Below are 20,859 nucleotides of genomic sequence, written 5' to 3' on the forward strand. Positions count from 1 at the left end.
ACGATGGAAATTGAGGGGAATGAATATTTATGACAGTCACCACACAAAGGGATGAACGTTCTGTGCATCTAGCTTTGGAAAAGTTAGAACCGGGCTTAAAGAAATACGTAAACATACGCAACATGATTTACAATGTTGATTTATCTACGAATCTAGCATTTAAACAAGCGTTTAACGGGTTCTATCGGATGAGGCAGCGTAATCAAATCTATTACGACACTTTCTATACGTTTATGGAAGCGAACAAGTATAAGACTCCAACATTTGCGGAGACTTTGATGCACATGTACGAGAAATTAAACAGGGTGGAGGCATCCTTTTCTAGCAAACTGGTAGCAACGATTAATCCTGATCTGCCTGTTTGGGATAGAGTAGTGTTGAATAATTTAGGGTTAAAAGAGCCAGCCCAATATGATAAACATAGGATTAGTAAAATTATCTCATTGTATAACGAAATTGTGGCATGGTATGGGATGTACTTAGAAACAGAAGAAGCTAAGGAGATCATCCGGATGTTCGACACGGAGTATCCAGAAACAGGATTAACAGATACAAAGAAAATAGATCTCGTTTTATGGCAGATTCGTGAGTAAAATAAGTGAGGAGAGGCTGACTAGTTTTGTGTCATGTCTCTTTTTTTTTGCTTTCTTAAAGAGACTGATAGAGGTTAATAGTTGCCTTATTCCTGATAGATATAATGTTTAGAAGATATCGAAATGTGAGATGCTGTAAATAGTTATATTCTAGATGGGTAGGGGACTAATATGAATGAAGAACGATCTTTCGGTAAAGGCTGCTTTTGGGGACTGCTTTTATCCATACCATTTTGGATTTTAGTAGTTTTTATCGTACGAGCTATGGTGAACTAGTTCTTGGAATCTATAACCTGGTTTTTCTTGATATTCTCTTTATTCTTGATATCAGTTCTAAGATTCTTGATATCAAACTTTGTTTTCTCGATAAGTCACTCATAATTCTTGATATCCGCTCTCAACCACCTGTCAAAATCCTACTTATACCCACAACCAAACCTCCATTTGTAAAACTATGTTAAGAATACACATTGTTACTGTAAATATCAGTATAATATCTTCTTTTTTTAGTAAGATGAGTAAATATTTGATTTTGTAATTGAACTTATAACTAGAAGAGGTAAGATCTATGAAGTTTATTTACAAGTATCTAAAGAAATACCATTTCGAGGTAAGTATCGGGTTGTGTTTTTTCTTGCCTCCTGTTGGCTTATTGTTACTAATGTTTATTGGTTGGCACTCTTTACATCGCGTATGGAAGGAGGGTCGTCTCTTTTCATTTACACTAGGTCAATTTTTATTTGGGAGTATGTTTATTTCTACAATTGGATCTTCTATTATAATGAAAAATTATTCGTTTTTTTTAGTATCAGCACTAATTCTAGCATATATGGGAATTTACGTTAAAATGTCAGCCGATGGCGTACAAAGAACATTTACTTCTTTTAAATGGTTAACCATTGCAGGTGGACTTTATTGTTATGGTCTATATCCTTTTCAACAAGAACTTATGACACATCCAATTTCCAGTTTTTTAACAGGAACAACGTTGGTTGGTGCAACTCATATAGAGGAATATGAGAGATTGATTGGAGCTGCGTATAACCCGAATTTTTCTGTTGCATTACTGCTTTTCGGACTATCGTTTCTTCTAGCAGAATGCTTAAAATCAATAAGAAAATCTTGCTGGATTCAATTGGGAATTATCATGGTGACTGTTCTGTTCTTTCTACATGCCATCATTCTAACTGGGTCAAGAGCAGGCTTTTGCATCTCAATCGTCATCTTGACTCTTTTTACGTTTAGATGGAACAAGCTATTTGCACTCGTGCTAATTACATTTCTTGTTCTAAATTATAGATTAATTCTGACCTGGATGCCTCGTTATAACGAACTGATTCGGTCTGCTGATGTTAGAAAAGAAATTTGGATCCGTTCATTTGAAATCTGGCAGAACCACTCTTTATTTGGCACTTCACCAATTGGTTTTTATCAAGAATATTTTTTCCATTATCATGAAAAAATTCCGCATGCACATAACATTATCCTTAGTATGTTCGCAGAGTACGGATCACTTGGAGGGATTGCCTTTCTTATTGTTATACTTATTAATGGATATAAGGTGACATGGCTATTTCTCTCGAAAGAAACGGATAAGAAGTTTCTAGATGTGTATCTTCTATCTTTGCCTGTAATACTCTTAACGGGAATTGTGGATCATGTTTTGTATTCACCGCAGGTAGCGATCATGGCAATAATCATACTTGCTTCATGGGACAAATACACGGCAAGACTTTATTTAATCAATCCGTCTATATGGATTTTCACAGGAAAATGGATTTGGTGGAATACTTTGAAAGCATCGAAGAACCCCAAAAATCAAACCCCTTCATAACACGAAGGGGTCTTTTCTCACTTTTTTTCAAGCTTCACATCATGTTTCTTTGCCAACTTTTCCACATCATTCTTGTAATCTCTCATCATTTTACGAGCTGTGTTTAATTTCTCGTTTGCTTCATTAATCATTGTGCTGTCTTGGTTTTCGATGGCGGATACGATTAGCAAGAACGCACTTGCTTGTATATTCGCGGCCTCGATAAAATTTTCATGTAGTTTTCGTAATTCCTCCGTTTCCACCTCGACTGCCTCAAGTTCTTTAATAAACGTGTTGTATGAAGGTATGATCTCCACCTTCAACGCATCATATAGGGTTTGGTCATCAGTATAATTTGAACCTGTCACATTTTCGTATTTTCCTATAATTGTTGACTCTTCTTTTCCGATAGTGGGCATTTCCTCATTTACATAGTTCAGTAAATCATCCTGAATAGGATTGCCACATCCTGATAAGATGCAAATCAAAAAGAGAACACTTGCTAACACGTATTTTCTCATTAGCCACCTCCCTCAATCACTGTATTCAACGCGAAAATTGTCCTATTACCTAATTATGGATTTTGATGGAATGCACGATATTCCATTTCTTCATGCATTGAAAAGTTCTTTAGAAATAGTAAAATGGATATATTTTCAACCATTTGGTTCTTTAGACTTAAGAGTAAATATGGAATTAAGTGTATGATCAGAGAGTTGTGTTTTGAGACGAATACATATTTTTACATATTTACAGGTTTCGTATCTGTAGAAAAATGGTAAATAAGACAATGTGAAGAAATTGGAAGATAGATAAAAAGGAGTGGTCAGTTTGTTAAAAGCAAAGTCTAAATCTAAGTTCGTGGTCGTGGCAGGTCTATCTGCTGTCCTAATGTTAAGTGGATGTGGAGATAGTGAGAAGGCATCAGGTGATAAGGAAGAGAAAGATGTAAAAGTAGAAGAGAAAGCAAAAGCTGCTGACGAACCTAAAAAAGAAGAGCCAAAAGAAGAAAAAAAGGAAGAGCGAGCAAGCAGTGATTCTGGCGAAGTATTGAACCCATACATAGAAGAAGATACAGGTGGAAAAACTGAAATCCTGTATACGAACAGCAACCCTGGCTACGTAAATGAAGGTAGCGGCTTTAAAGTTACGATCGATGAGTACCAGCTTGTAAAAGTGACTGGTATGAACGAGTCAACGGCTGCACGTTTTGATGATTCACCGAACGGATATATCCTAACAGCCCGCATGTCTGTGGATAACCAATCTGGAAAAGATGTTTACTTCAACGGAACAACAAATATTCGTCTAACTGATAACCTTACGTATATTCCGTCAAACACAAGGAACTTTATTGAAGAAGGAAAAGGTCTGCGTCCGAAAACTTATTCTGAAGGCATCGACGGAAATAACAACATGTATAAAGCGGGTGAGAAGACGTCTGGTCTGATCACGTTCATGATTACAGAAGCGGATTACCAAACGATGACGAGTGTAAAACCAAAGTTCGTTATTGAAGCAAGTGCTGCACCGAACAAAGATTTCAGTGGTATGCAAGATTTCATGCAAGAAAAGATCTTTGATTTTGCGTATAGTGGGGAACAAGCAAAGGCATCCGCAAGTGAGCAAAAGTTCTACCCAGACTTGATGTCAGCGAACAACCTAGCGGATAAGAAGATGATTTTCGAGAAAGCAGGCATCGGACAAAAGCAAACCGTCGGTGACATGGAAGTGACGTTAGAAGGCGTTCAGTACACAGAAGTCATTCCAACAGCAGGTAACGAGTCGCGCTTTGAAGATGCAGAGTTGGTTGCGTTAACGGTAAAAACGATGATCAAAAACAACGGTAAAAAAGAGATTGACATCTACAACGTACCTGGAAAAGTAACCATCGATAAAGATCGCGGATCAGCATTAAGCAATGCATTTGCAGAGCCACGCGATCCAAAGAGTGTGAAGCCGGGCGAAGAGAAAGAAAAATACACGGTATTCCTATTCCGTAAAGACGAATTCCAGTTGTTCAAGTCGTTCGATTTAGAGGTTGGCCCGTTCTTCGGAGACGGTAAGTACCTATTTGGCGAGAAAAAAGCTAAGTTTACGTTACCGAGGTAACGGATTTGAGAGCACTCCTGAAGTTTTGGGAGTGCTTTTTTGTGTTCATTTTAAGGCTCCAGCCTGTACTTAGCAATTAAAATGCTAAAGACGGTGTTTAACCATTCATGATCAAGTATTTAACTGGGAAACGATTTAAGGTTAAGAGGACTAGCGATAGGGCCATAATTGTTTTAAGATAGCTGTAGAAGATTAGAGGCTATTTTTAGGAGGAACCATGCTACAAAAATTCGGTTTTTCACAATACGAAAGTCAGGTGTTCGAGGTTCTTGCATCAAGCGAGGAACCGATGGACGCGACAAATATCGTTAAATACTCGGGTGTTCCGAAATCCAAGATATATGAAGTGCTATCGCGCATGATTGAAAAAGGCATGGTGCTGGATTCGGTGTCAGAAAAGAAGAAGCTGTATACCGCATTGCCACTGTCAATCGTGATCGAGAAGCTGACGACTGAATTTCAGGAAAACGTGGAACAACTTAAAAACAATACGTCGAAGCGAACGTTTTACGATGAACACGTTTGGAGTCTGAAGGTTGATTCGTCGATTCGTGCACAAACGAAGCAGCTTCTGCAAACGGCAGAGAAATCCATTCGCGTATCTGGCTGGCAAGACGATATTCAAGAGCTCCTACAGATTCTCCAAGAAAAGGAAAAGCAGGGCGTGGATGTAGAAGTTCTTGTTGTAGGCGAGTTGGAGTCGACGCTGTCTCATGTACACACGTTGATTCCTGCACAGGAACATCACTCGTTGGAGCGTTTTCGTCTTGTTGTTGTCGATGAAACAGAAGTTATTTTTGCGGGTATGGAAGGGCAGAGCTGGCAAGCATTGAAGACTAAATCTCGTCCATTTATTAAAGTTTTCATTGAGTTCTTTTATCATGATGTGGCGCTGGCTAAAATTACGGAGAAACATTCCGAATTAATGATGAATGATGAAGAGATTAAGAGTGTATTGATGAAGTTAAGGTATTGAGTTAGGGCTGACTCCAAAAGAGCACTTCAAGTGATCTTTGGAGGTCAGCCCTATTACATTTTATAGTCTGATTGAGTGGTGCCGGATCCCTATGAGTCAAAGTGTGTACTCTATGGGTCGTAACTAGTCACCTATGAGTCAAACGAAGACTGCTATGGGTCAAAAAGAGAAGTCTATGAGTCAAACCATAATCTATGGGTCAAAATCATAGGTCTATGAGTCAAAATGAACATCCTATGGGTCAAACGAGCAACCCCAACCCCCTCAATCAAGCTTGTTGCACCACACAATCAATCAATCAACCAATCAATCAATCAATCAACCACTACACATTCAAATTAGTATCCCAATCCGCATTTCGCAGTGGGCTGTGTTTAGATGTCAGAAGCTTGGTGAAGGTGGGCTGTATTTTTTTCGTGAATTCTTCTGCATCAACAGAAGACTTTTGTTGAAATTGTACCCCTGCAATAAAAGATGTCACATACTCATTCCAGTTTGAAAAGAGTGATTGTGCCTGCTCAGCAGCACGCTGGGATCGTTCGTTCCTGTCCTTTCTAATTAATGACAAGTGTTTGAAATTACTCCACAATAAAGTAGCTGATCTTGCGTACATTTGGTTGTTATAGATGCAATTGGATATGTCGTACGCCGCAATTCCATGTTCGTTTAAGCGGTTCATATAACGTTGAACGACGCGGTACTTATGAGCGGTCTCTGGATCTAATGATTCAATAAGTGAGTTCTGTTCAATTTCTGATAATTGTAATAGCTCTTTCTTAATCGAAGAAAACCTCTTTTGAAAGCCATCCGTGAGAAGCCAATCCAATTTGTCATACGTGATTTTTTTATCTATATGTCCGGTTGAAAACAGAGCACCAACCCTGCTAACACCGTATTTAGGATAATTCACAGCCCAATAGTACGATCCCATGCCTTTTAAGCAAAGTACAGCGAGCGAATCGATGAAAAGAGACTTTTTTTGTCGACGTTTTCGTTTGTTAAACACATGTATTCTCCTCTCTTATCGAAGTCCTCGAAAGATTTTTTTCCACTCTCGCCAAATGAAAAAAACGGAGACGAGGAACACGATCGACCAGATGGCTGGCCAAAAGATAAAGTCGTAAAAGTCCTGATCTGATGAGATGAACAAGTTAAGAATAAACATGAACATGAGCCAAAATGGGTTTGTTTTTTCATCGATCTCACTAACCGTGTTATAGCTGAAATAGGCTAGTACGAGTGGGATGAAGAGCCTCCATCTTAACTGGCTAATCAAGAAAATAAGCATTTTTTTCTTGAGGGAATAAATGTTCAGCTCTTTCTTTAATTGGCTCTTTGGTATCTGATGCTTTAGCTTTTTGCGTACGGCGCGAGTATGTAATAAGCGATTGATTTCGGCCAACATGGTGATTGCTTCTGCATCACAGGGTTCGAGCTCTCTAATCCTTGTGAACTGTTTCCGTGCTTCTATTAGCCTTTCTTGCTTGAAAAAGACGTGTCCAAGCAGACTGATTACGTCCGTGTCATCTGGCCATGATGAGACCAAAGCGGAGAGTAGGGTCTCTGCTTTTTCATATTGTTCACTCTTAACGTACACAGTCGCGAGAAGAAATCTGGCGTCTTTTGTGTCTTGATTTTGTAGCAGTAGATGGGCTGCCCTGTCAAAGTCTTTTCTCAAAAGAAAGATCTGCGCCAATGAAGTAATCGTTTGATGATGATTGGATCGCAGGGAATGTGCTTGTGAAAGTAAGAGTTCCGCCTCGTCGTAAGATTGCTGATGAGTAGCAATTAGTCCTTGGATGAGCAACAGATCAGGATCACCTGTGAAAATTTCTGCCGCTGCTGCCGCTTCACTTTCTGCTGCATTCATGTGTCCTTCAAAGAACGCATCAAACGCGGCTTCTCTTGCTCGGAAGAATGCGTCATGATGGATGTCTTGAGCGTTTGCCGCAAATTCATATGATAAATCGAAAGAGGGTCCTATCCGTTTTTTATAATAACGAAAAAACTGTTCTTTTGATTCTGAATCAAGAATATCGAGATCCTCTTTCATCAGTTCGTACCATTGAAACTGGTTCTCGAGAAGAAGCCAAATTTTCTTTGGCAAGAGATGATGTTCAGATATAAAGTAGAGAAGTTCGTCGCTCACTTCCTGCTTGTGCTCGATACTCCATAGCAGTTCATCGTCTAAAAGTGTTAGCCATGCTTCTTCCGAAATCCTTGATGTGATATCCCGATAATGCCGTTCAACATCTTCCAAAAATGTTTCTATGGATTTAAGCGATTCAACATCCGGCAAGATAACAGGAGTTAATCTTTTTTGTTCTTGATTGAAATGAGAAAGTGAAGAATCTGGCCAAGACGTATCTACAACAGCAGTAGGTTCAGCATGTACCAAAACACGCTCTCTTCTTTTTAAATCTTGTTTAGCACGGTCAAACGCTTCCCGAAGTCTTTGATAGCCCTCGGGATCATCTTCGGGGTGGTGAATCTTCAGTTGTTTGGAATAGGCTTTTTTGATGACTGAAAGGTCGTCTGTTGGTTCGATGCCTAGAATGGCCCAGTATCCGTTCATACGGTCAGCCAGCTTTCTGCTTGGTCGAGATCTTCTTTACATTTTGCAGCTGCTCGCTTAATGATATGTTCTTGCTGGGTCGAGAGCGCGAGTTCAAACTCCTCTAGAATCTTGGCTGCTACTAGTCGTTTTTCGCCGATTGATTCTTCGTATAACCGCTCACCGCGTGCGAGGATCAGTCGGTTTTCGGTACGTTCACGTGGATGGATCTTAATGTCTTTCAGCTTTTCCATCCTAGCTTGTATCTCTTCTTGTGTCATACTTCCATCCTTTTGCTCGATCACCATCTTTTTCACATGTCCCGTGCTCAGTGTAGTAACCTCCACTTCGAGCAGTCCGTTCACATCGTACGTAAACCGGACATCTATGGGCTCTTGGCCTGCAGGTGCAGAAGGAATCTTAACGGATAGTTCTCCAAGTTTCAGGTTGTTTTCAACAAGTCGGCTTTCTCCTTGGTAAATATCAATCTTGAGCTTTTTTTGATAATCGTCTATCGTTGCATAACGTTCAACCCTACTAACTGGAATGGGAGTGTTTCGCTCGATGATCGGACTGTAGTGACCGATAGAATATTGGTTCTCGCCTAATTTTTTTGTCGTGTTAATACCAAGCGAATAGGGACACACATCGGTTAAAATCATTTCTTTTACCGCTTCGTTTCGTTCTTTGAGAGCCACTTGAACGGCCGTGCCAAGACCCACGGCTTCATCAGGGTGGATGGAGGTGAAGGGAAGGCGACCGAAAAGTTTACCGATCGTTTGTTTGATCATCGGCATTCTTGTCGCTCCACCAATCAAGATCACCGTATCAACGTCATCAGGACGCATGTTAGCATCACGAAGTGCACGCTCCACCGGATTTCGCAAGCGGAGGATGAGTGGCTGTATGAGCCGTTCGAATTGCGTGCGGTTCACTTCAAGGCTATAGGTAGTATCATTTACATGAAGGGTCATCGTCGAGCTCTGTATGTTACCGCCGAGTTCGCGTTTACACTGCTCAGCTTGTTTGAAAAGAGCAGAATGAGCATGCGCATCGAGGTCATCGGATGAGAGATTCTTTTCGTTCATAAAGAAGTTCATTAAGGTGTCAGTAAAATCTTCGCCGCCTAGAAAGTTGTCGCCGGCAATGGATTTAACCTCCATCACTCCTTCAAAAAGCTCGAGGATGGAGACATCAAACGTTCCACCACCAAGGTCAAAGACAAGAAATTTCGTGTCATCCTCTTTTTGGTGTAAGCCGTACGCGATCGCAGCTGCTGTCGGTTCGCTGATTAGTCGGTCAACTGTCAGTCCCGCAAGTTCGGCCGCATATTTGGTTGCTTTTCGCTGTTGATCGTTAAAATACGCAGGTACACTGATCACCGCATTTGTGATAGATGTGTTTAAATGAGCTTCTGCATCGCGCTTTAATGATTGAAGCACAAAGGAAGACAATTCTTCTGGTGTGAACTCCAAACGTCCGAGTCGGTATATTTTTTTCGTTCCCATGTGGCGTTTGAAAGCTGAAGCTGTAGTATGTGGGTGGGTGATCAGCCGTTCCTTGGCGATATCACCGACTAAGAGCTCTCCGTTGTCATCAACGCTGACAATGGATGGAGTTAGGTTATGGCCGAGTACATTTGGGATGATAACGGGTCCGTCTTCTCCCCAATACGCAACAAGGCTGTTGGATGTTCCAAGATCAATTCCAATCGTGGTCATTCGATCTTCCCCTTCAATCATGGCTATTTTTTGCTAACAGTATTATATAGCTCATTTTCTGGAAATTCAAACCAAATGGTGGGTGGGGAGTGGAAGGAATAAGTGTTTATTGCATCTAAAAAGTAGAGGTGAAAGAGTTAGGAAGAGTATTAAATGGAGGATGAAAACGTAAAAAAAAGACCCAATCGGGCCTCTTTTTTTCTACTATTCTTGAGTATTCACAACTTCCAAAGCCATCTCAATCATGTCGTTGAACGTTGTTTGGCGCTCTTCAGATGTTGTTTCTTCACCTGTGAAGATGTGGTCACTTACAGTTAAGATAGACAACGCGTTCACACCGTATTTCGCTGCGATCGTGTAAAGGGCTGTTGTTTCCATTTCAACCGCTAACACACCGTTATCCGCAAGCTTTTTCACAATATCCATGCTGTCGCGGTAGAACAAGTCAGCTGTTAACACGTTACCTGCTTTGATCTTTAAGCCTTTTGCTGTTCCAGCTTCATATGCTTTTCTTAAAAGATCGAAGTTTGCGCAAGGTGCGAAGTCGATGTTAGGGAACGCCAAGTGGTTCATGCGAGAATCTGTAGATGCTGTCATCGCAAGGATTACGTCACGCACTTTTACGTCTTGTTGGATCGCGCCACATGTACCAACGCGGATCAAGTTTTTTACGCCATACTCACGGATCAATTCGTTCGTGTAGATCCCGATCGATGGAATCCCCATGCCTGTCCCTTGAACAGAAACGCGTTTTCCTTTATATGTTCCCGTGAACCCAAGCATGCCGCGAACTTCGTTATAGCATGTTACATCTTCTAAAAATGTTTCTGCAATATATTTTGCACGAAGCGGATCCCCTGGTAATAGGATGCTTTCTGCGATTTCACCTTGTTTAGCGCCGATATGAATACTCATTTGTTCACCATTACATCTTTTACGATTGTAATGGTTTCACCTCCTCAAAAGATTGTAACTTACCAAAAATTTCTCTACCTTCATCATGCCATAGTTTTCGCAACCTAGCTAATAGTATGTGCAGATTCTCGGGAACGGCGTGCTTTTTTTGTCATAGATAGCACAGCCGTTCCGAGTGCTAAGATGATCAGCAAACCGCCGACCGTTGCGTTGTTCTCGACAGATGCGTTCTCAATCACGATTCCGCCGATCATGGACCCGAACGCGATTCCGAAATGAAGCGCCGAGTTGTTCAGACTCTGCTGAATGTCGGACGTTTCAGGTGATGACTCGATAAGATAGCTTTGCATGGCCGGTGTGATCGCCCAGCTGAGCATGCTCCAAATCACCATGACGATTAAAAATAACGGAAAAGCAAAAGTTGTATAAGGAATCATAAAGATTGAGATCGCAAAAACAATAATAACGCCAATTATCGTAGGTTTTGTGCCGAATTTGTCAGCGAGCATACCCCCGATTCCACCACCAAAGACCGCAGCAACACCGAATATTAAGTATACGATGCTGACCCATGTTCCGTTAAGTCCGAGCGCAATTTTTAAAAATGGAGTCAGGTATCCGTATAACGTTAGATGACCAGCTAAGAACAGGAACGACGTAATCTGTGCAAACAAGATACGACGATTTTTTAATGTGCGCAGCTGTTCTTTGATCGGAATCGCTGGTTTTGGAGCCAACGTATTCATGAAGAAATGCACACCGAGAATGGATAAAACGGTAAGTGCAGTAATTAAGATGAACGGTGCGCGCCAACCGAACGCATTTCCGAGCATTAAGCCGACCGGAATGCCGAGTACGAGCGAAGCGCTGATTCCCATGAACACAACACCGATCGCGCGGGCTCGGTATTTCTCTTCCACGATGTTAGATGCCATCGTTACACAGAGTACGACGAGCAACGAACCACTAGCCGCTGATAAAATTCGTGCGATGAGCAGCATCGAATACGTCTGACTTATGATCACGAGTGCGTTACCTATTAGAAACACAAATAAAGAGATGATCGTTAGTCGTTTTCTCTCGATATGAGCTGTCATCGTAAGCAGGATAGGTGCCGTGATAGCGAACACGAGTGAGAAGATCGTGATCAGAAAGCCCGCCTTACCGAGGCTTACACCAAGATCGTCAGCGATCAGGTCAAGGATGCCGCCAATTATTAACTCGACAATCCCAACCACAAACGAGACGATTGTTAACAAATAAACACGTTTGTTCATATTTTATCTACCTTCTTTTATATAAAAGTTACCCCTGTAATGGTAACTTATTTTGAGTTTGGTGGCAATAACGAAATTGATGTTAAATATAGGGTTTGAGGGAGAGGAGAATTGAGAGTGGACAGTATTCTGATGAAAGTGGACAGTAAATGTGTAAAAGTGGACAGTATTTCATCGAGAGTGGACAGTAAAACTCAAAAAGTGGACAGTATTTCATCGAGAGTGGACAGTAAAACTCAAAAAGTGGACAGTATTTTCATGAAAGTCGACAGTAAGTGGTTGTAGAGGTGTGGGTGCATCCCGAAATTGCGTCTTCAGACGAGCTGATCGTATAGTTGGCGACTGCAATCTGTCGGATTAGATGTTTAATCTGTCCGTTTGACCATTTAATCTGTCCAATTAGCCCCACAATCTGTCCAATCTCCAACATAATCTGTCCATTTCGGCCGATAATTTGTCCGATTCATAATATCTTGCTTAAAACCTCTCACAGCTTATCCCACACCACTCTAAATCCTCACAAAACCACCCACCAAGACGAACAACTAAAACATCCAAACCTTGTTTTGATTGAACAATAATAGGAAAAGCTTCAAGTAAAGGAGGTCGCGCGTGAAAAGTATACATAGTCGTTTGTTGCTCATGCTGTTAGGTTTTATTATCGTGCCGTATTTTTTAACGATTTTTCTTATATATGCATACACGAAGAACAGTGTTGAGGAGTACGAACTCAACAACAGCAAGATGCAGCTGGAGAAGAATGCGGAAGACCTCCAACAATATTTTGATGACATGGTGAATCTGCCTTTTATTTTGTATCGTAATCCAGATCTGTTCCGCATTTTTACAGAAGGATTTGAAGACTCGATTTACTTCGATCAGGATTCGGTTGAAAAGAGTATTGAGACTTTTTACTTAGCAAGAAATGAGATTCGTCAGCTCCGATTTTATTTAAATGAAGGAAAAGAGTCGTTTACCGTTTACAACGCGACAGTTAGTACGCGAAAACCGCAGCCGAATCTACTGAACCAAGAACACATTAAACAATTGTTTAAATCTAATAAAAATTATCTTATTGAGCCGCCTCATGTGATCAAAAACTACAACAACGCGGCGATCATTCCAGAATCTGACCGGACGAAGGTGCTAAGCATTCATCATAAAATAAAGGAAGTGCCGTCTGACAAGTTTCTTGGAATCATGACGATGGACATCAGTTTAGGTGAGTATTCAAAGATCGTGAGTAACTTAGCCGGAGAAAACGGGTCATCTGCTTATCTGATTAACGATCAAAACGAGATTATGTATGCGACGGATTCTTCATTAATAGGTAAGCGGGTTCCATCCGATCTACAAAATCGAATTGAAAAAGGTACAACAGATAAAGAAATATCGCTAACGAAGACATTAGATGGTCCGGTTGAAGGCTGGAAGTTAGTGAAAAAGACGCCGAGTGACGTACTGTTTCGTGATGTTCGGAAGACGGCAACCATCAATATCCTCGTTGGCCTTGGGGTGGGTCTCTTAGGTCTACTCATGATCAGTTTCATCTCATACAAAATCTCTCGGCCGATTCGTGAACTGAGCGAGAAGGTGCGCGGGATTGAAGGGGGACATATTACGATACCATTTGACCAAGACAGGCAAGATGAGATCGGGCACTTGGAACGACATATTAAAGATATGACGGATCGGATCAATCTTCATATTAATCGTGAATATAAGTTAGAAATTGAGAACCGAAGAAATCAGTTTCGCGCGTTGAAGTCACAAGTGAACCCGCACTTTTTGTTCAATGCTCTGCAATCGATTGGAGCGGTGGCGCTGCGTTCCAAGTCACCGCAAGTGTACGGCCTTATAACTTCGTTGTCTAAGATGATGCGTTATTCCATGCAAGCAAACCAGTGGGTGAGCGTGCAGAATGAAGTGGATTATATGAAGGCTTACCTCACTCTGCAACAGGCTCGATTTGGAAAAAATCTGCACTATTCATTTGAGTTTAGTGACGAGGTACTAGAGAGTAGGATTCCGAGCATGATTTTACAACCGCTCGTTGAGAATTTTTTCAAGCATGTGTATGAAGAGGGCTTTTACGAAGCGCAACTGACGGTTTCGGGTGAGCTAAAAGGAGATTCTCTCTATCTTGTTGTTGAAAATAGTGATGGTCCTGAAATCACACAAAGCGATATAGAACGTTTACGAGAAAACATTTACGAATCAGCATCGGAAGGTACCCCTGTAAATGAGCATATCGGGCTGAAGAATATATATCAGCGACTGATTCTAAACTATGGCACAAAAGCGGAATTCATAGTGGATAGACCGAATGGACAAGGTTTTTCGGTGACGATCGTTATTCCAAAAGATTCTAATGACGAGCCAAGGGTTTAGTAACAGAAAGAAGGTAACGGATATGAAGGTGTTGATAGCTGACGATGAGTTCAATGTCCGCGATGTAATCCGGTATATCGGAAAGTGGGATGAACACGGGATAACAGAGCTCTTGGAAGCGGCGAACGGAAACGAAGCGAAGAAGGTTATTGAAAAAGAGCAGCCGGAAATTATTTTTACAGATATTAAGATGCCAGGAATGAGTGGCTTGGATTTGATCGAGTGGCTGGATTCTATCGCTTATGAAGGCAAGGTTATTTTGATCACGGGTTATGACGATTATCAGTTTATGAGAAAAGCCATTCAGCATAATAGTTTCGATTATCTTTTAAAACCGGTTGAGGATGAGGCATTTAATAATGTGCTGAAAAAAGCAGTGGCCGCTTATGAAGAGGAAAGTAAAGCCAGGCTTTATCAAGAAGATGCTGTAAAAGTACGATGGAGTCAGACGATGTTAGCCGCTTGTCTCGGTGAGCCGGCTGACCTTGATTTCATCGCCTCAAACCTGCCACCATCGGAAAAATATGATTTTACATTATTAACGTTCTATCAAATGCATCAGCCCGCACCTTTTATCGAAAAACTAGCTGATGAGCTGGTGGAACAAGAAATCGGAAACGCTGTGATGCTGCCGGGTGACTCTAACCAAAGTGTGCTCATCACCTTGCCGGAAGAGTGGTTTTTCATTGAAGAGCGTTTAAGCCGTGAACTTGATATTCCGGTGCGCCTCGTAAAGGGTGAGCTACAGTCTCTTCAAGCGATTCACGAAAAATATAACGATCTCCAAAGTGAGCTCGAAAACCAGAACTACCGGTCGATTCAACGATTGGACGAACTCGAAGCAAAGCAGCGCATGAACGATATTATTTCGCATGTTGAAACATACTACATGGAAGATATGAGTTTAGAGAGACTAGCGAACCGGTTCTTTTTTAGCCGCGAACATATCTCTCGTAAATTCAAGCAAGAAACGGGCATGACGTTATCAAAATATATAACAAAATTGAGGATTGATCAGGCAAAACGGTGGTTGAAGGAAAGTGATGAAAGCATCTTTTCGATTTCGACGATGCTCGGGTATCAGGATGAAAAATACTTTTCTAAGCTTTTTAAAAAAGAAGTGGGGATAACCCCGTTTGAATATCGAAATGGTGAAAAATCGTAAGCAGAGATTCTATAGAGAAAGGGGGGATTCCAGAAAACATGAAAAAGCTTTATGTAACCATTGGTATGATAGCGATTCTTCTCGCGGGCTGTCAGACAGAAAGTGATTCGAAGCCCAAGAAAGAAGCAAAGATAGAGAAAAAGGTCGTTCTTGATATTCGAAATCCGAAAGTAGAGATTGCCTCTGAATTTGAAGAGCTCGCGAAAGTCTATGAAAAAGAAAATCCTGAGATTGATATACGGATTCGTACGGTCGGAGGAGCGGCTGATGATTATTCCGACTTAAAAGCGGAGCTAGCTTCAGGTAAGGGACCGGACATTTTTACAAACACAGGTTATGAGAATGCTGAGACTTGGCGGCCGTACCTAGAAGATTTGTCAAAAGAGCAATGGGTCAAGGAAGTCTATCCAGGTACGCTAAACGCGATCAAGATGGACGGAAACGTGTACGGAATGCCCATGAATTTAGAAGGCTACGGCTTCATCTATAATGAGGAGCTGTTTCAACGTGCGGGTGTCGAGCAAGTACCAGAGACATTATCAGATTTGAAAAATGCAGCGGCAACATTACAGAAAAAAGGAATCACCCCGTTCGCAACCGGCTATTACGAGGACTGGAAGCTCGGTGTCCATCTATTAAACGTGGCTTTTGCGAGACAAAAAGATCCGGATGCTTTTATAAAAAGGTTGAATGCAGGTGAAGAACAGATTCCGGACAATCCATTGTTTCATGATGTTATCGATCTGTTGGATGTTACGCTGAAATACGGAAACGCCGATCCGTTAACGACGGATTACAACATGGAAGTGGACCTCTTCGCAAAAGAAAAAGCCGCGATGATTCTCCAAGGAAACTGGATTCAGCCGATGATCGATGAACGAGCACGAGACCTAGACGTTAGCTTTATGCCGATACCGATCAATGATGAACCAACCGATCAGTTGGTTGTGAGCGTGCCGAACTATTGGGTCGTGAACAAACAGGCAGATTCTTCAGATAAAAAAGAAGCGAAGTGTTTTTTAAACTGGATGGTGAATTCAAAAAAAGGGCAAACGTTCATTACGGAGCGTTTTAAGTTCATCCCGGTTTTTAAAAACATTAAAACAGACAAACTAGGTTCTCTTGCTAAAGAGACGATTGCCGCATACAAAGAAGGCAACACGTTGGATGCTAACTGGAGCGGTTTTCCCGCAGGTGTGAAAGAAGAGTTCGGATCTGCCATGCAAATGTATGTAGGTAAACAACTGACACGTGAGCAGTTGTTGCGCGAATTTCAGCTTTCCTGGGACAGAGCACGGAAAGCACAAGAATGATGAGACTCCTTGATAGGGGTCTTTTTTTGTTGTGAAAGTTGTTGATTTCATTTTCACCTCGACTCGGAGCCAATTTTTACGAGATATCAATTTAAGACGAAATCCTTATCAATCTATGCCATATCTACATGCAGCATCCTTCCCTATACTTAATCATGCAAAGACAAACGATTGGAACTGCTGAATCAGTCCCAACGAAAATCACATAGGAGGAATACGTATGAACTATCGTAATATGGCGAAAAAAGTAGCTGTCGTATCACTCAGTACTGCGATTTTATTAGGAGGGGGCGCAACAACATTCGCGTCAGGTCAAACCCCTTCAGATTTTAAAGAAACGTACGGAACTTCACAGATCACGCGCTACGATATGAAGCAGATGATCAATCAACATAACGACCCAAAATATACAGTGCCAAAATTTGATGCATCTACGATCAAGAACGTTGAATCAGCTAAAAAGGTTGACGAAAACGGCAAGAAGATCGACATGGACGTATGGGATACATGGCCACTTCAAAACGCGGACGGAACGGTTGCTGAATACAAGGGCTACCACATCGTTTTCGGTTTAGCAGGTGACCCGAAGAACCCGAACGACACGTTCATCTACATGTTCTATAAAAAAGCAGATGACCAATCCATCGATGCTTGGAAAAATGCAGGACGTGTTTTCGAGGACGATGACAAGTTCAAAGCGAACGATAAATACTTAAAGCATCAATCTGAAGAATGGTCAGGTTCTGCAACATTCACTTCTGACGGTGAAGTTCGTTTGTTCTATACGAACCGTGAAGCTTTCAAGCCAGATCAAGACCGTTTCGGTAAACAAACATTAACAACTGCACAAGTGAACCTTTCTCAACCTGATAGCAAAACGCTTGAGATCGACGGTGTAGAAGATTACAAGTCTATCTTTGAAGGCGGAGACAGCAAGATGTACCAAACGGTTGAAAAAGCGTTCGGTGGCGGAGATTACAACGATAACCATACGTTCAGAGATCCTCATTATATTGAAGAAGATGGACGCAAATATTTAGTGTTTGAAGCGAACACAGGTACTGAAACAGGTTATCAAGGAGAAGAATCTCTTTATAACCAAGCGTACTATGGAAAGAGCAACGCTTTCTTCCAAGATGAAAAGAAGAAGCTGTTAGCAAGCGATAAGAAAGAAACGGCTAAAAAAGCAAACGGTGCGATCGGAATCATCGAGATCAACGACGATTATTCTGTGAAAAAAGTGATGAAGCCACTAATCGTATCCAACACGGTTACAGATGAGATTGAGCGACCGAACATCTTCAAAAAAGATGGCAAATGGTACCTCTTCACAAGCAGCCGTGGCGCTAAGATGACGATCGATGGCATCGATGACAGAGACATCTACATGCTTGGGTATTCAGCTGATTCTCTAGACGGTCCATTCAAGCCGTTGAACAAAACAGGTATCGTGCTGCACCAAGACCAAGATCCGAACGACATCACTTGGACGTATGCACACTACGCGATTCCTCAAGAAAATAGCGACAATGTCGTTGTAACAAGCTACATGACAAACAGAGGCTTTTTCGAAGATCGCAAATCAACGTTTGCACCAAGCTTCGAGATGAACATCAAAGGTAAGAAAACATCTGTTGTTAAAAATAGCATTCTTGAACAAGGACAACTAACGAAGTAATACAGATTTTCTATCAATCATTTTTCGACCTACCCTACACATCAACCAAAAAGAAATGCCAGAGATGGCATTTCTTTTTATTTAGGGATCACTAGGATAGGAGGTTAAGTTATGTATAAGTACGATAAATGGCCCTTATTATTCATTTTTAGTCTACTGTTTGCAGGCATGATACTCGTGAATCATTTGATCGATGAATCAAGTAAGCCTGTTCCAAAAAAGGAAAACGACCCATCGTATCGGGCAGATTATCATTTTACAACGCCTGATAAGTGGAAGAACGATCCGCAGAAACCGGTCTATTATAAAGGAAAATATCACTATTACTATCTGTATAACAAAGATTATCCGGACGGTAACGGAACAGAATGGCGCCATGCAACGTCAGAAGATCTCCTGAACTGGAGAGATGAAGGTGTGGCGATTCCAAAGTTTACGAATGACAACGGAGATATTTGGTCAGGTTCTGTGGTAATTGATAAAGAAAATACCGCTGGCTTCGGGAAGAATGCGTTTATCGCAATCCTCACACAGCCTTCAAAAGACGGAGGGAAACAAAAGCAATTTCTCTGGTACAGCACGGATGAAGGAAAGACGTTTAAGCCTCATGGCGAGGATCCGGTTTTAGATAACCCGGGAACGAAAGATTTCAGAGATCCTAAAGTCGTCTGGGATGATGAGCGGAAAAAATGGATCATGCTGATGGCAGAAGGTACGAAGATTGGTTTTTATGAGTCTGATGATCTGAAAAACTGGAGATTCACGAGCGATTTTCAAACGAAAGACATTGGACTGATCGAGTGTCCCGATCTCTTTTTGATGCGTGCAGAAGATGGAACGTTGAAATGGGTGCTTGGTGGGAGCGCGAACGGTCTTGCGTCTGGAAAGCCAAACACGTACGCGTATTGGACAGGAGATTTTAACGGAGAATTCTTTGCTGTTGATCATGAAGATCCAGAATGGCTGGATTACGGCTTTGATTGGTATGGCGGGGTGACGTTTGATGAAGGAGAGAAAAGTAATCCTGTTGCAAAAAGATATGCGCTCGCTTGGATGAACAACTGGAGCTATCCGCATGAAACGCCTACTCTGAAAGAGGATTTTAATGGTATGGATTCCGTGGTACGTGAACTGCAGTTGAAACGAGATGCTGATGCTGATCGCTATTATTTAGCTTCACAGCCGGTTGCGGCACTAGATAACTTGACGAGTTATAAGGATTCGTTTCAGCAGATTAAAGTGGATGGGGAAAAAACGCTTGATGTATCTGGAGATTCATACGTGTTGGAAACAGATATTAGTTGGGAAGACAGCCAAAATATCGGTTTGAGACTTCGTGAGTCAGAAGGCAAGACTCGTCATATGGATGTGGGCATTCATACAGAAGGACAGTTTTCATATGTGAACCGATCCGCTTCTAACCAACCAGATAAAACCGGTCAATATGTAGAGAGCAAAGCGCCATTCTCTTCAGAAAACAGAAACGTTCACTTAAAAATACTTGTGGATAAGACAAGTGTGGAAGTGTTTGTAGATGATGGAAGAGTCGCGCACTCAAGTTTAGTGTATCCGGAGCATAACGATCAGGGAATCACACTGTTTTCTGAAGGTGGAGAGGCTATCTTTGAGAATTTACAGGTTAAGCATGTAGATTGAGAATGATTTAAGTGTTCTAGTGTGTTTGGCGAGCAGTGTTTGTTCATGTTGTCGGTGGTTGTTCGTGGTTTTCAGGTGGTCATGCTTTGTTTACCGGTGGTCCGAGCAACGCTTCAGGTAGCCAGCAGCTATTTACCGGTGATCCCACACCATTTACCGGCGAACGTGTAACAAATATAAAAACACGTACCGTAAAACCGACTATCATACTAAATTAAAGCAGCTTCCTAAGTGGAGCTGCTTTTTTCATATAACAAAAAGACTAACTGCAAACCTTCACGGAAGTTATTGTAAGATTTATAATAAAATCACAGACAGAAAAAAGGGGACATGAGGATTATGACAGACATTCTATGGACGATCTATCTAGGGATTATCGGAGCTTTTGCCATCGGCTATTTCATCAAAGGCGGATACAAGACTCACTCAGCAAAACTAGACTTCGTTATCTCAATCATCACCTGGATCGGATTATTCGGTTACGTAACGAGCAATGAAATCTTCACGCCACTTCTATGGAAAGTCGTTTTTATCGGCGGATTAGTTTGGGATCTAGCGTATGGACTTAAAAAGTTTAATGAAGACGCAAATGAGATTCCAAGAGCCGCTCGCCCAGCGGTATTTGGTATAACGGCACTCATTATGATTGGTCCGCTTTATTACGGGCTGTTTCAATACGCGTTTTAAGGAAAGGT

At 41.5% G+C, this 20,859-nt stretch carries 16 protein-coding genes; 10 read left to right on the forward strand and 6 right to left on the reverse strand.

From position 1 onward, the window contains the following. The first annotated feature begins 29 nt into the window (after positions 1-29). The gene (locus IHV09_RS08870) at positions 30-593 is read left to right on the forward strand and encodes a hypothetical protein (protein ID WP_197264229.1); all 564 of its coding nucleotides are present in this window, start codon (positions 30-32) and stop codon (positions 591-593) included. Positions 594-1,341: 748 nt separating this feature from the next. Next, a complete protein-coding gene (locus IHV09_RS08875; RefSeq protein WP_197264230.1) occupies positions 1,342-2,427 on the forward strand; it encodes an O-antigen ligase family protein in 1,086 nt (361 codons plus the stop codon). Between the two features lie 17 nt (positions 2,428-2,444). On the opposite strand, the gene IHV09_RS08880 is transcribed toward IHV09_RS08875, so the two are convergent. Then, entirely contained in the window at positions 2,445-2,927 is a 483-nt protein-coding gene (locus tag IHV09_RS08880; protein ID WP_197264231.1) for a hypothetical protein, read from the reverse strand. Between the two features lie 310 nt (positions 2,928-3,237). Between IHV09_RS08880 and IHV09_RS08885 the strand changes: the two genes are divergently transcribed. Next, positions 3,238-4,518, forward strand: coding sequence for a DUF5068 domain-containing protein (locus tag IHV09_RS08885; RefSeq protein WP_197264232.1), 1,281 nt, complete (start codon positions 3,238-3,240; stop codon positions 4,516-4,518). Positions 4,519-4,735: 217 nt separating this feature from the next. Then, positions 4,736-5,494 carry a TrmB family transcriptional regulator gene (locus IHV09_RS08890; RefSeq protein WP_197264233.1) on the forward strand — a complete coding sequence of 253 codons (759 nt, stop codon included), beginning with the start codon at positions 4,736-4,738 and terminating at the stop codon, positions 5,492-5,494. A 325-nt stretch (positions 5,495-5,819) separates the two neighbouring features. Here IHV09_RS08890 and IHV09_RS08895 read toward each other — a convergent pair whose 3' ends face one another. The 5 genes from IHV09_RS08895 to IHV09_RS08915 all read right to left on the reverse strand — a co-directional run bounded on the left by IHV09_RS08895 (position 5,820) and on the right by IHV09_RS08915 (position 11,961). Then, the gene (locus IHV09_RS08895) at positions 5,820-6,500 is read right to left on the reverse strand and encodes a DUF1266 domain-containing protein (protein WP_197264234.1); all 681 of its coding nucleotides are present in this window, start codon (positions 6,498-6,500) and stop codon (positions 5,820-5,822) included. Positions 6,501-6,515: 15 nt separating this feature from the next. Continuing rightward, complete coding sequence (locus IHV09_RS08900; RefSeq protein ID WP_197264235.1) at positions 6,516-8,069, reverse strand: J domain-containing protein; 1,554 nt, start codon at positions 8,067-8,069, stop codon at positions 6,516-6,518. After that, positions 8,066-9,769, reverse strand: a complete 1,704-nt coding sequence (locus IHV09_RS08905; protein ID WP_197264236.1) for a molecular chaperone HscC — start codon at positions 9,767-9,769, stop codon at positions 8,066-8,068. Before IHV09_RS08905 ends, IHV09_RS08900 begins: the two co-directional genes overlap by 4 nt. 204 nt (positions 9,770-9,973) lie before the next feature. Continuing rightward, positions 9,974-10,684 carry a purine-nucleoside phosphorylase gene (gene deoD / locus IHV09_RS08910; protein WP_197264237.1) on the reverse strand — a complete coding sequence of 237 codons (711 nt, stop codon included), beginning with the start codon at positions 10,682-10,684 and terminating at the stop codon, positions 9,974-9,976. 104 nt (positions 10,685-10,788) lie between these two features. After that, on the reverse strand, positions 10,789-11,961 hold the full coding sequence (locus IHV09_RS08915) for an MFS transporter (protein ID WP_197264238.1): 1,173 nt from the start codon (positions 11,959-11,961) through the stop codon (positions 10,789-10,791). A 612-nt stretch (positions 11,962-12,573) separates the two neighbouring features. Here IHV09_RS08915 and IHV09_RS08920 point away from each other — a divergent pair. The 6 genes from IHV09_RS08920 to IHV09_RS08945 all read left to right on the forward strand — a co-directional run bounded on the left by IHV09_RS08920 (position 12,574) and on the right by IHV09_RS08945 (position 20,851). Then, a complete protein-coding gene (locus IHV09_RS08920; RefSeq protein WP_197264239.1) occupies positions 12,574-14,352 on the forward strand; it encodes a sensor histidine kinase in 1,779 nt (592 codons plus the stop codon). A gap of 22 nt (positions 14,353-14,374) precedes the next feature. Further along, positions 14,375-15,517, forward strand: a complete 1,143-nt coding sequence (locus tag IHV09_RS08925) for a response regulator transcription factor (protein ID WP_197264240.1) — start codon at positions 14,375-14,377, stop codon at positions 15,515-15,517. A 38-nt stretch (positions 15,518-15,555) separates the two neighbouring features. Further along, positions 15,556-16,830 (forward strand): ABC transporter substrate-binding protein, encoded by a 1,275-nt coding sequence (locus IHV09_RS08930; RefSeq protein ID WP_197264241.1) that lies wholly within the window; start codon positions 15,556-15,558, stop codon positions 16,828-16,830. 220 nt (positions 16,831-17,050) lie between these two features. Next, positions 17,051-18,508, forward strand: coding sequence for a glycoside hydrolase family 68 protein (locus IHV09_RS08935; RefSeq protein WP_197264242.1), 1,458 nt, complete (start codon positions 17,051-17,053; stop codon positions 18,506-18,508). Between the two features lie 111 nt (positions 18,509-18,619). Next, positions 18,620-20,164 (forward strand): glycoside hydrolase family 32 protein, encoded by a 1,545-nt coding sequence (locus IHV09_RS08940; RefSeq protein ID WP_197264243.1) that lies wholly within the window; start codon positions 18,620-18,622, stop codon positions 20,162-20,164. A 339-nt stretch (positions 20,165-20,503) separates the two neighbouring features. Further along, a complete protein-coding gene (locus IHV09_RS08945) occupies positions 20,504-20,851 on the forward strand; it encodes a hypothetical protein (protein ID WP_197264244.1) in 348 nt (115 codons plus the stop codon). The last annotated feature ends 8 nt before the right edge of the window (positions 20,852-20,859 follow it).

Source organism: Fictibacillus sp. 23RED33, from assembly GCF_015903925.1.
Lineage (GTDB): Bacteria > Bacillota > Bacilli > Bacillales > Fictibacillaceae > Fictibacillus > Fictibacillus phosphorivorans.

What these genes read in the sequence shown, in the direction of transcription:
- IHV09_RS08870 (WP_197264229.1), top strand. Translation starts at nt 30, where the DNA reads ATGACAGTCACCACACAAAGGGATGAACGTTCTGTGCATCTAGCTTTG.
- IHV09_RS08875 (WP_197264230.1), top strand. Translation starts at nt 1,342, where the DNA reads ATGTTTATTTCTACAATTGGATCTTCTATTATAATGAAAAATTATTCG.
- IHV09_RS08880 (WP_197264231.1), bottom strand. Translation starts at nt 2,927, where the DNA reads ATGAGAAAATACGTGTTAGCAAGTGTTCTCTTTTTGATTTGCATCTTA.
- IHV09_RS08890 (WP_197264233.1), top strand. Translation starts at nt 4,736, where the DNA reads ATGCTACAAAAATTCGGTTTTTCACAATACGAAAGTCAGGTGTTCGAG.
- IHV09_RS08900 (WP_197264235.1), bottom strand. Translation starts at nt 8,069, where the DNA reads ATGAACGGATACTGGGCCATTCTAGGCATCGAACCAACAGACGACCTT.
- IHV09_RS08905 (WP_197264236.1), bottom strand. Translation starts at nt 9,769, where the DNA reads ATGACCACGATTGGAATTGATCTTGGAACATCCAACAGCCTTGTTGCG.
- deoD (WP_197264237.1), bottom strand. Translation starts at nt 10,684, where the DNA reads ATGAGTATTCATATCGGCGCTAAACAAGGTGAAATCGCAGAAAGCATC.
- IHV09_RS08915 (WP_197264238.1), bottom strand. Translation starts at nt 11,961, where the DNA reads ATGAACAAACGTGTTTATTTGTTAACAATCGTCTCGTTTGTGGTTGGG.
- IHV09_RS08925 (WP_197264240.1), top strand. Translation starts at nt 14,375, where the DNA reads ATGAAGGTGTTGATAGCTGACGATGAGTTCAATGTCCGCGATGTAATC.
- IHV09_RS08930 (WP_197264241.1), top strand. Translation starts at nt 15,556, where the DNA reads ATGAAAAAGCTTTATGTAACCATTGGTATGATAGCGATTCTTCTCGCG.
- IHV09_RS08935 (WP_197264242.1), top strand. Translation starts at nt 17,051, where the DNA reads ATGAACTATCGTAATATGGCGAAAAAAGTAGCTGTCGTATCACTCAGT.
- IHV09_RS08940 (WP_197264243.1), top strand. Translation starts at nt 18,620, where the DNA reads ATGTATAAGTACGATAAATGGCCCTTATTATTCATTTTTAGTCTACTG.
- IHV09_RS08945 (WP_197264244.1), top strand. Translation starts at nt 20,504, where the DNA reads ATGACAGACATTCTATGGACGATCTATCTAGGGATTATCGGAGCTTTT.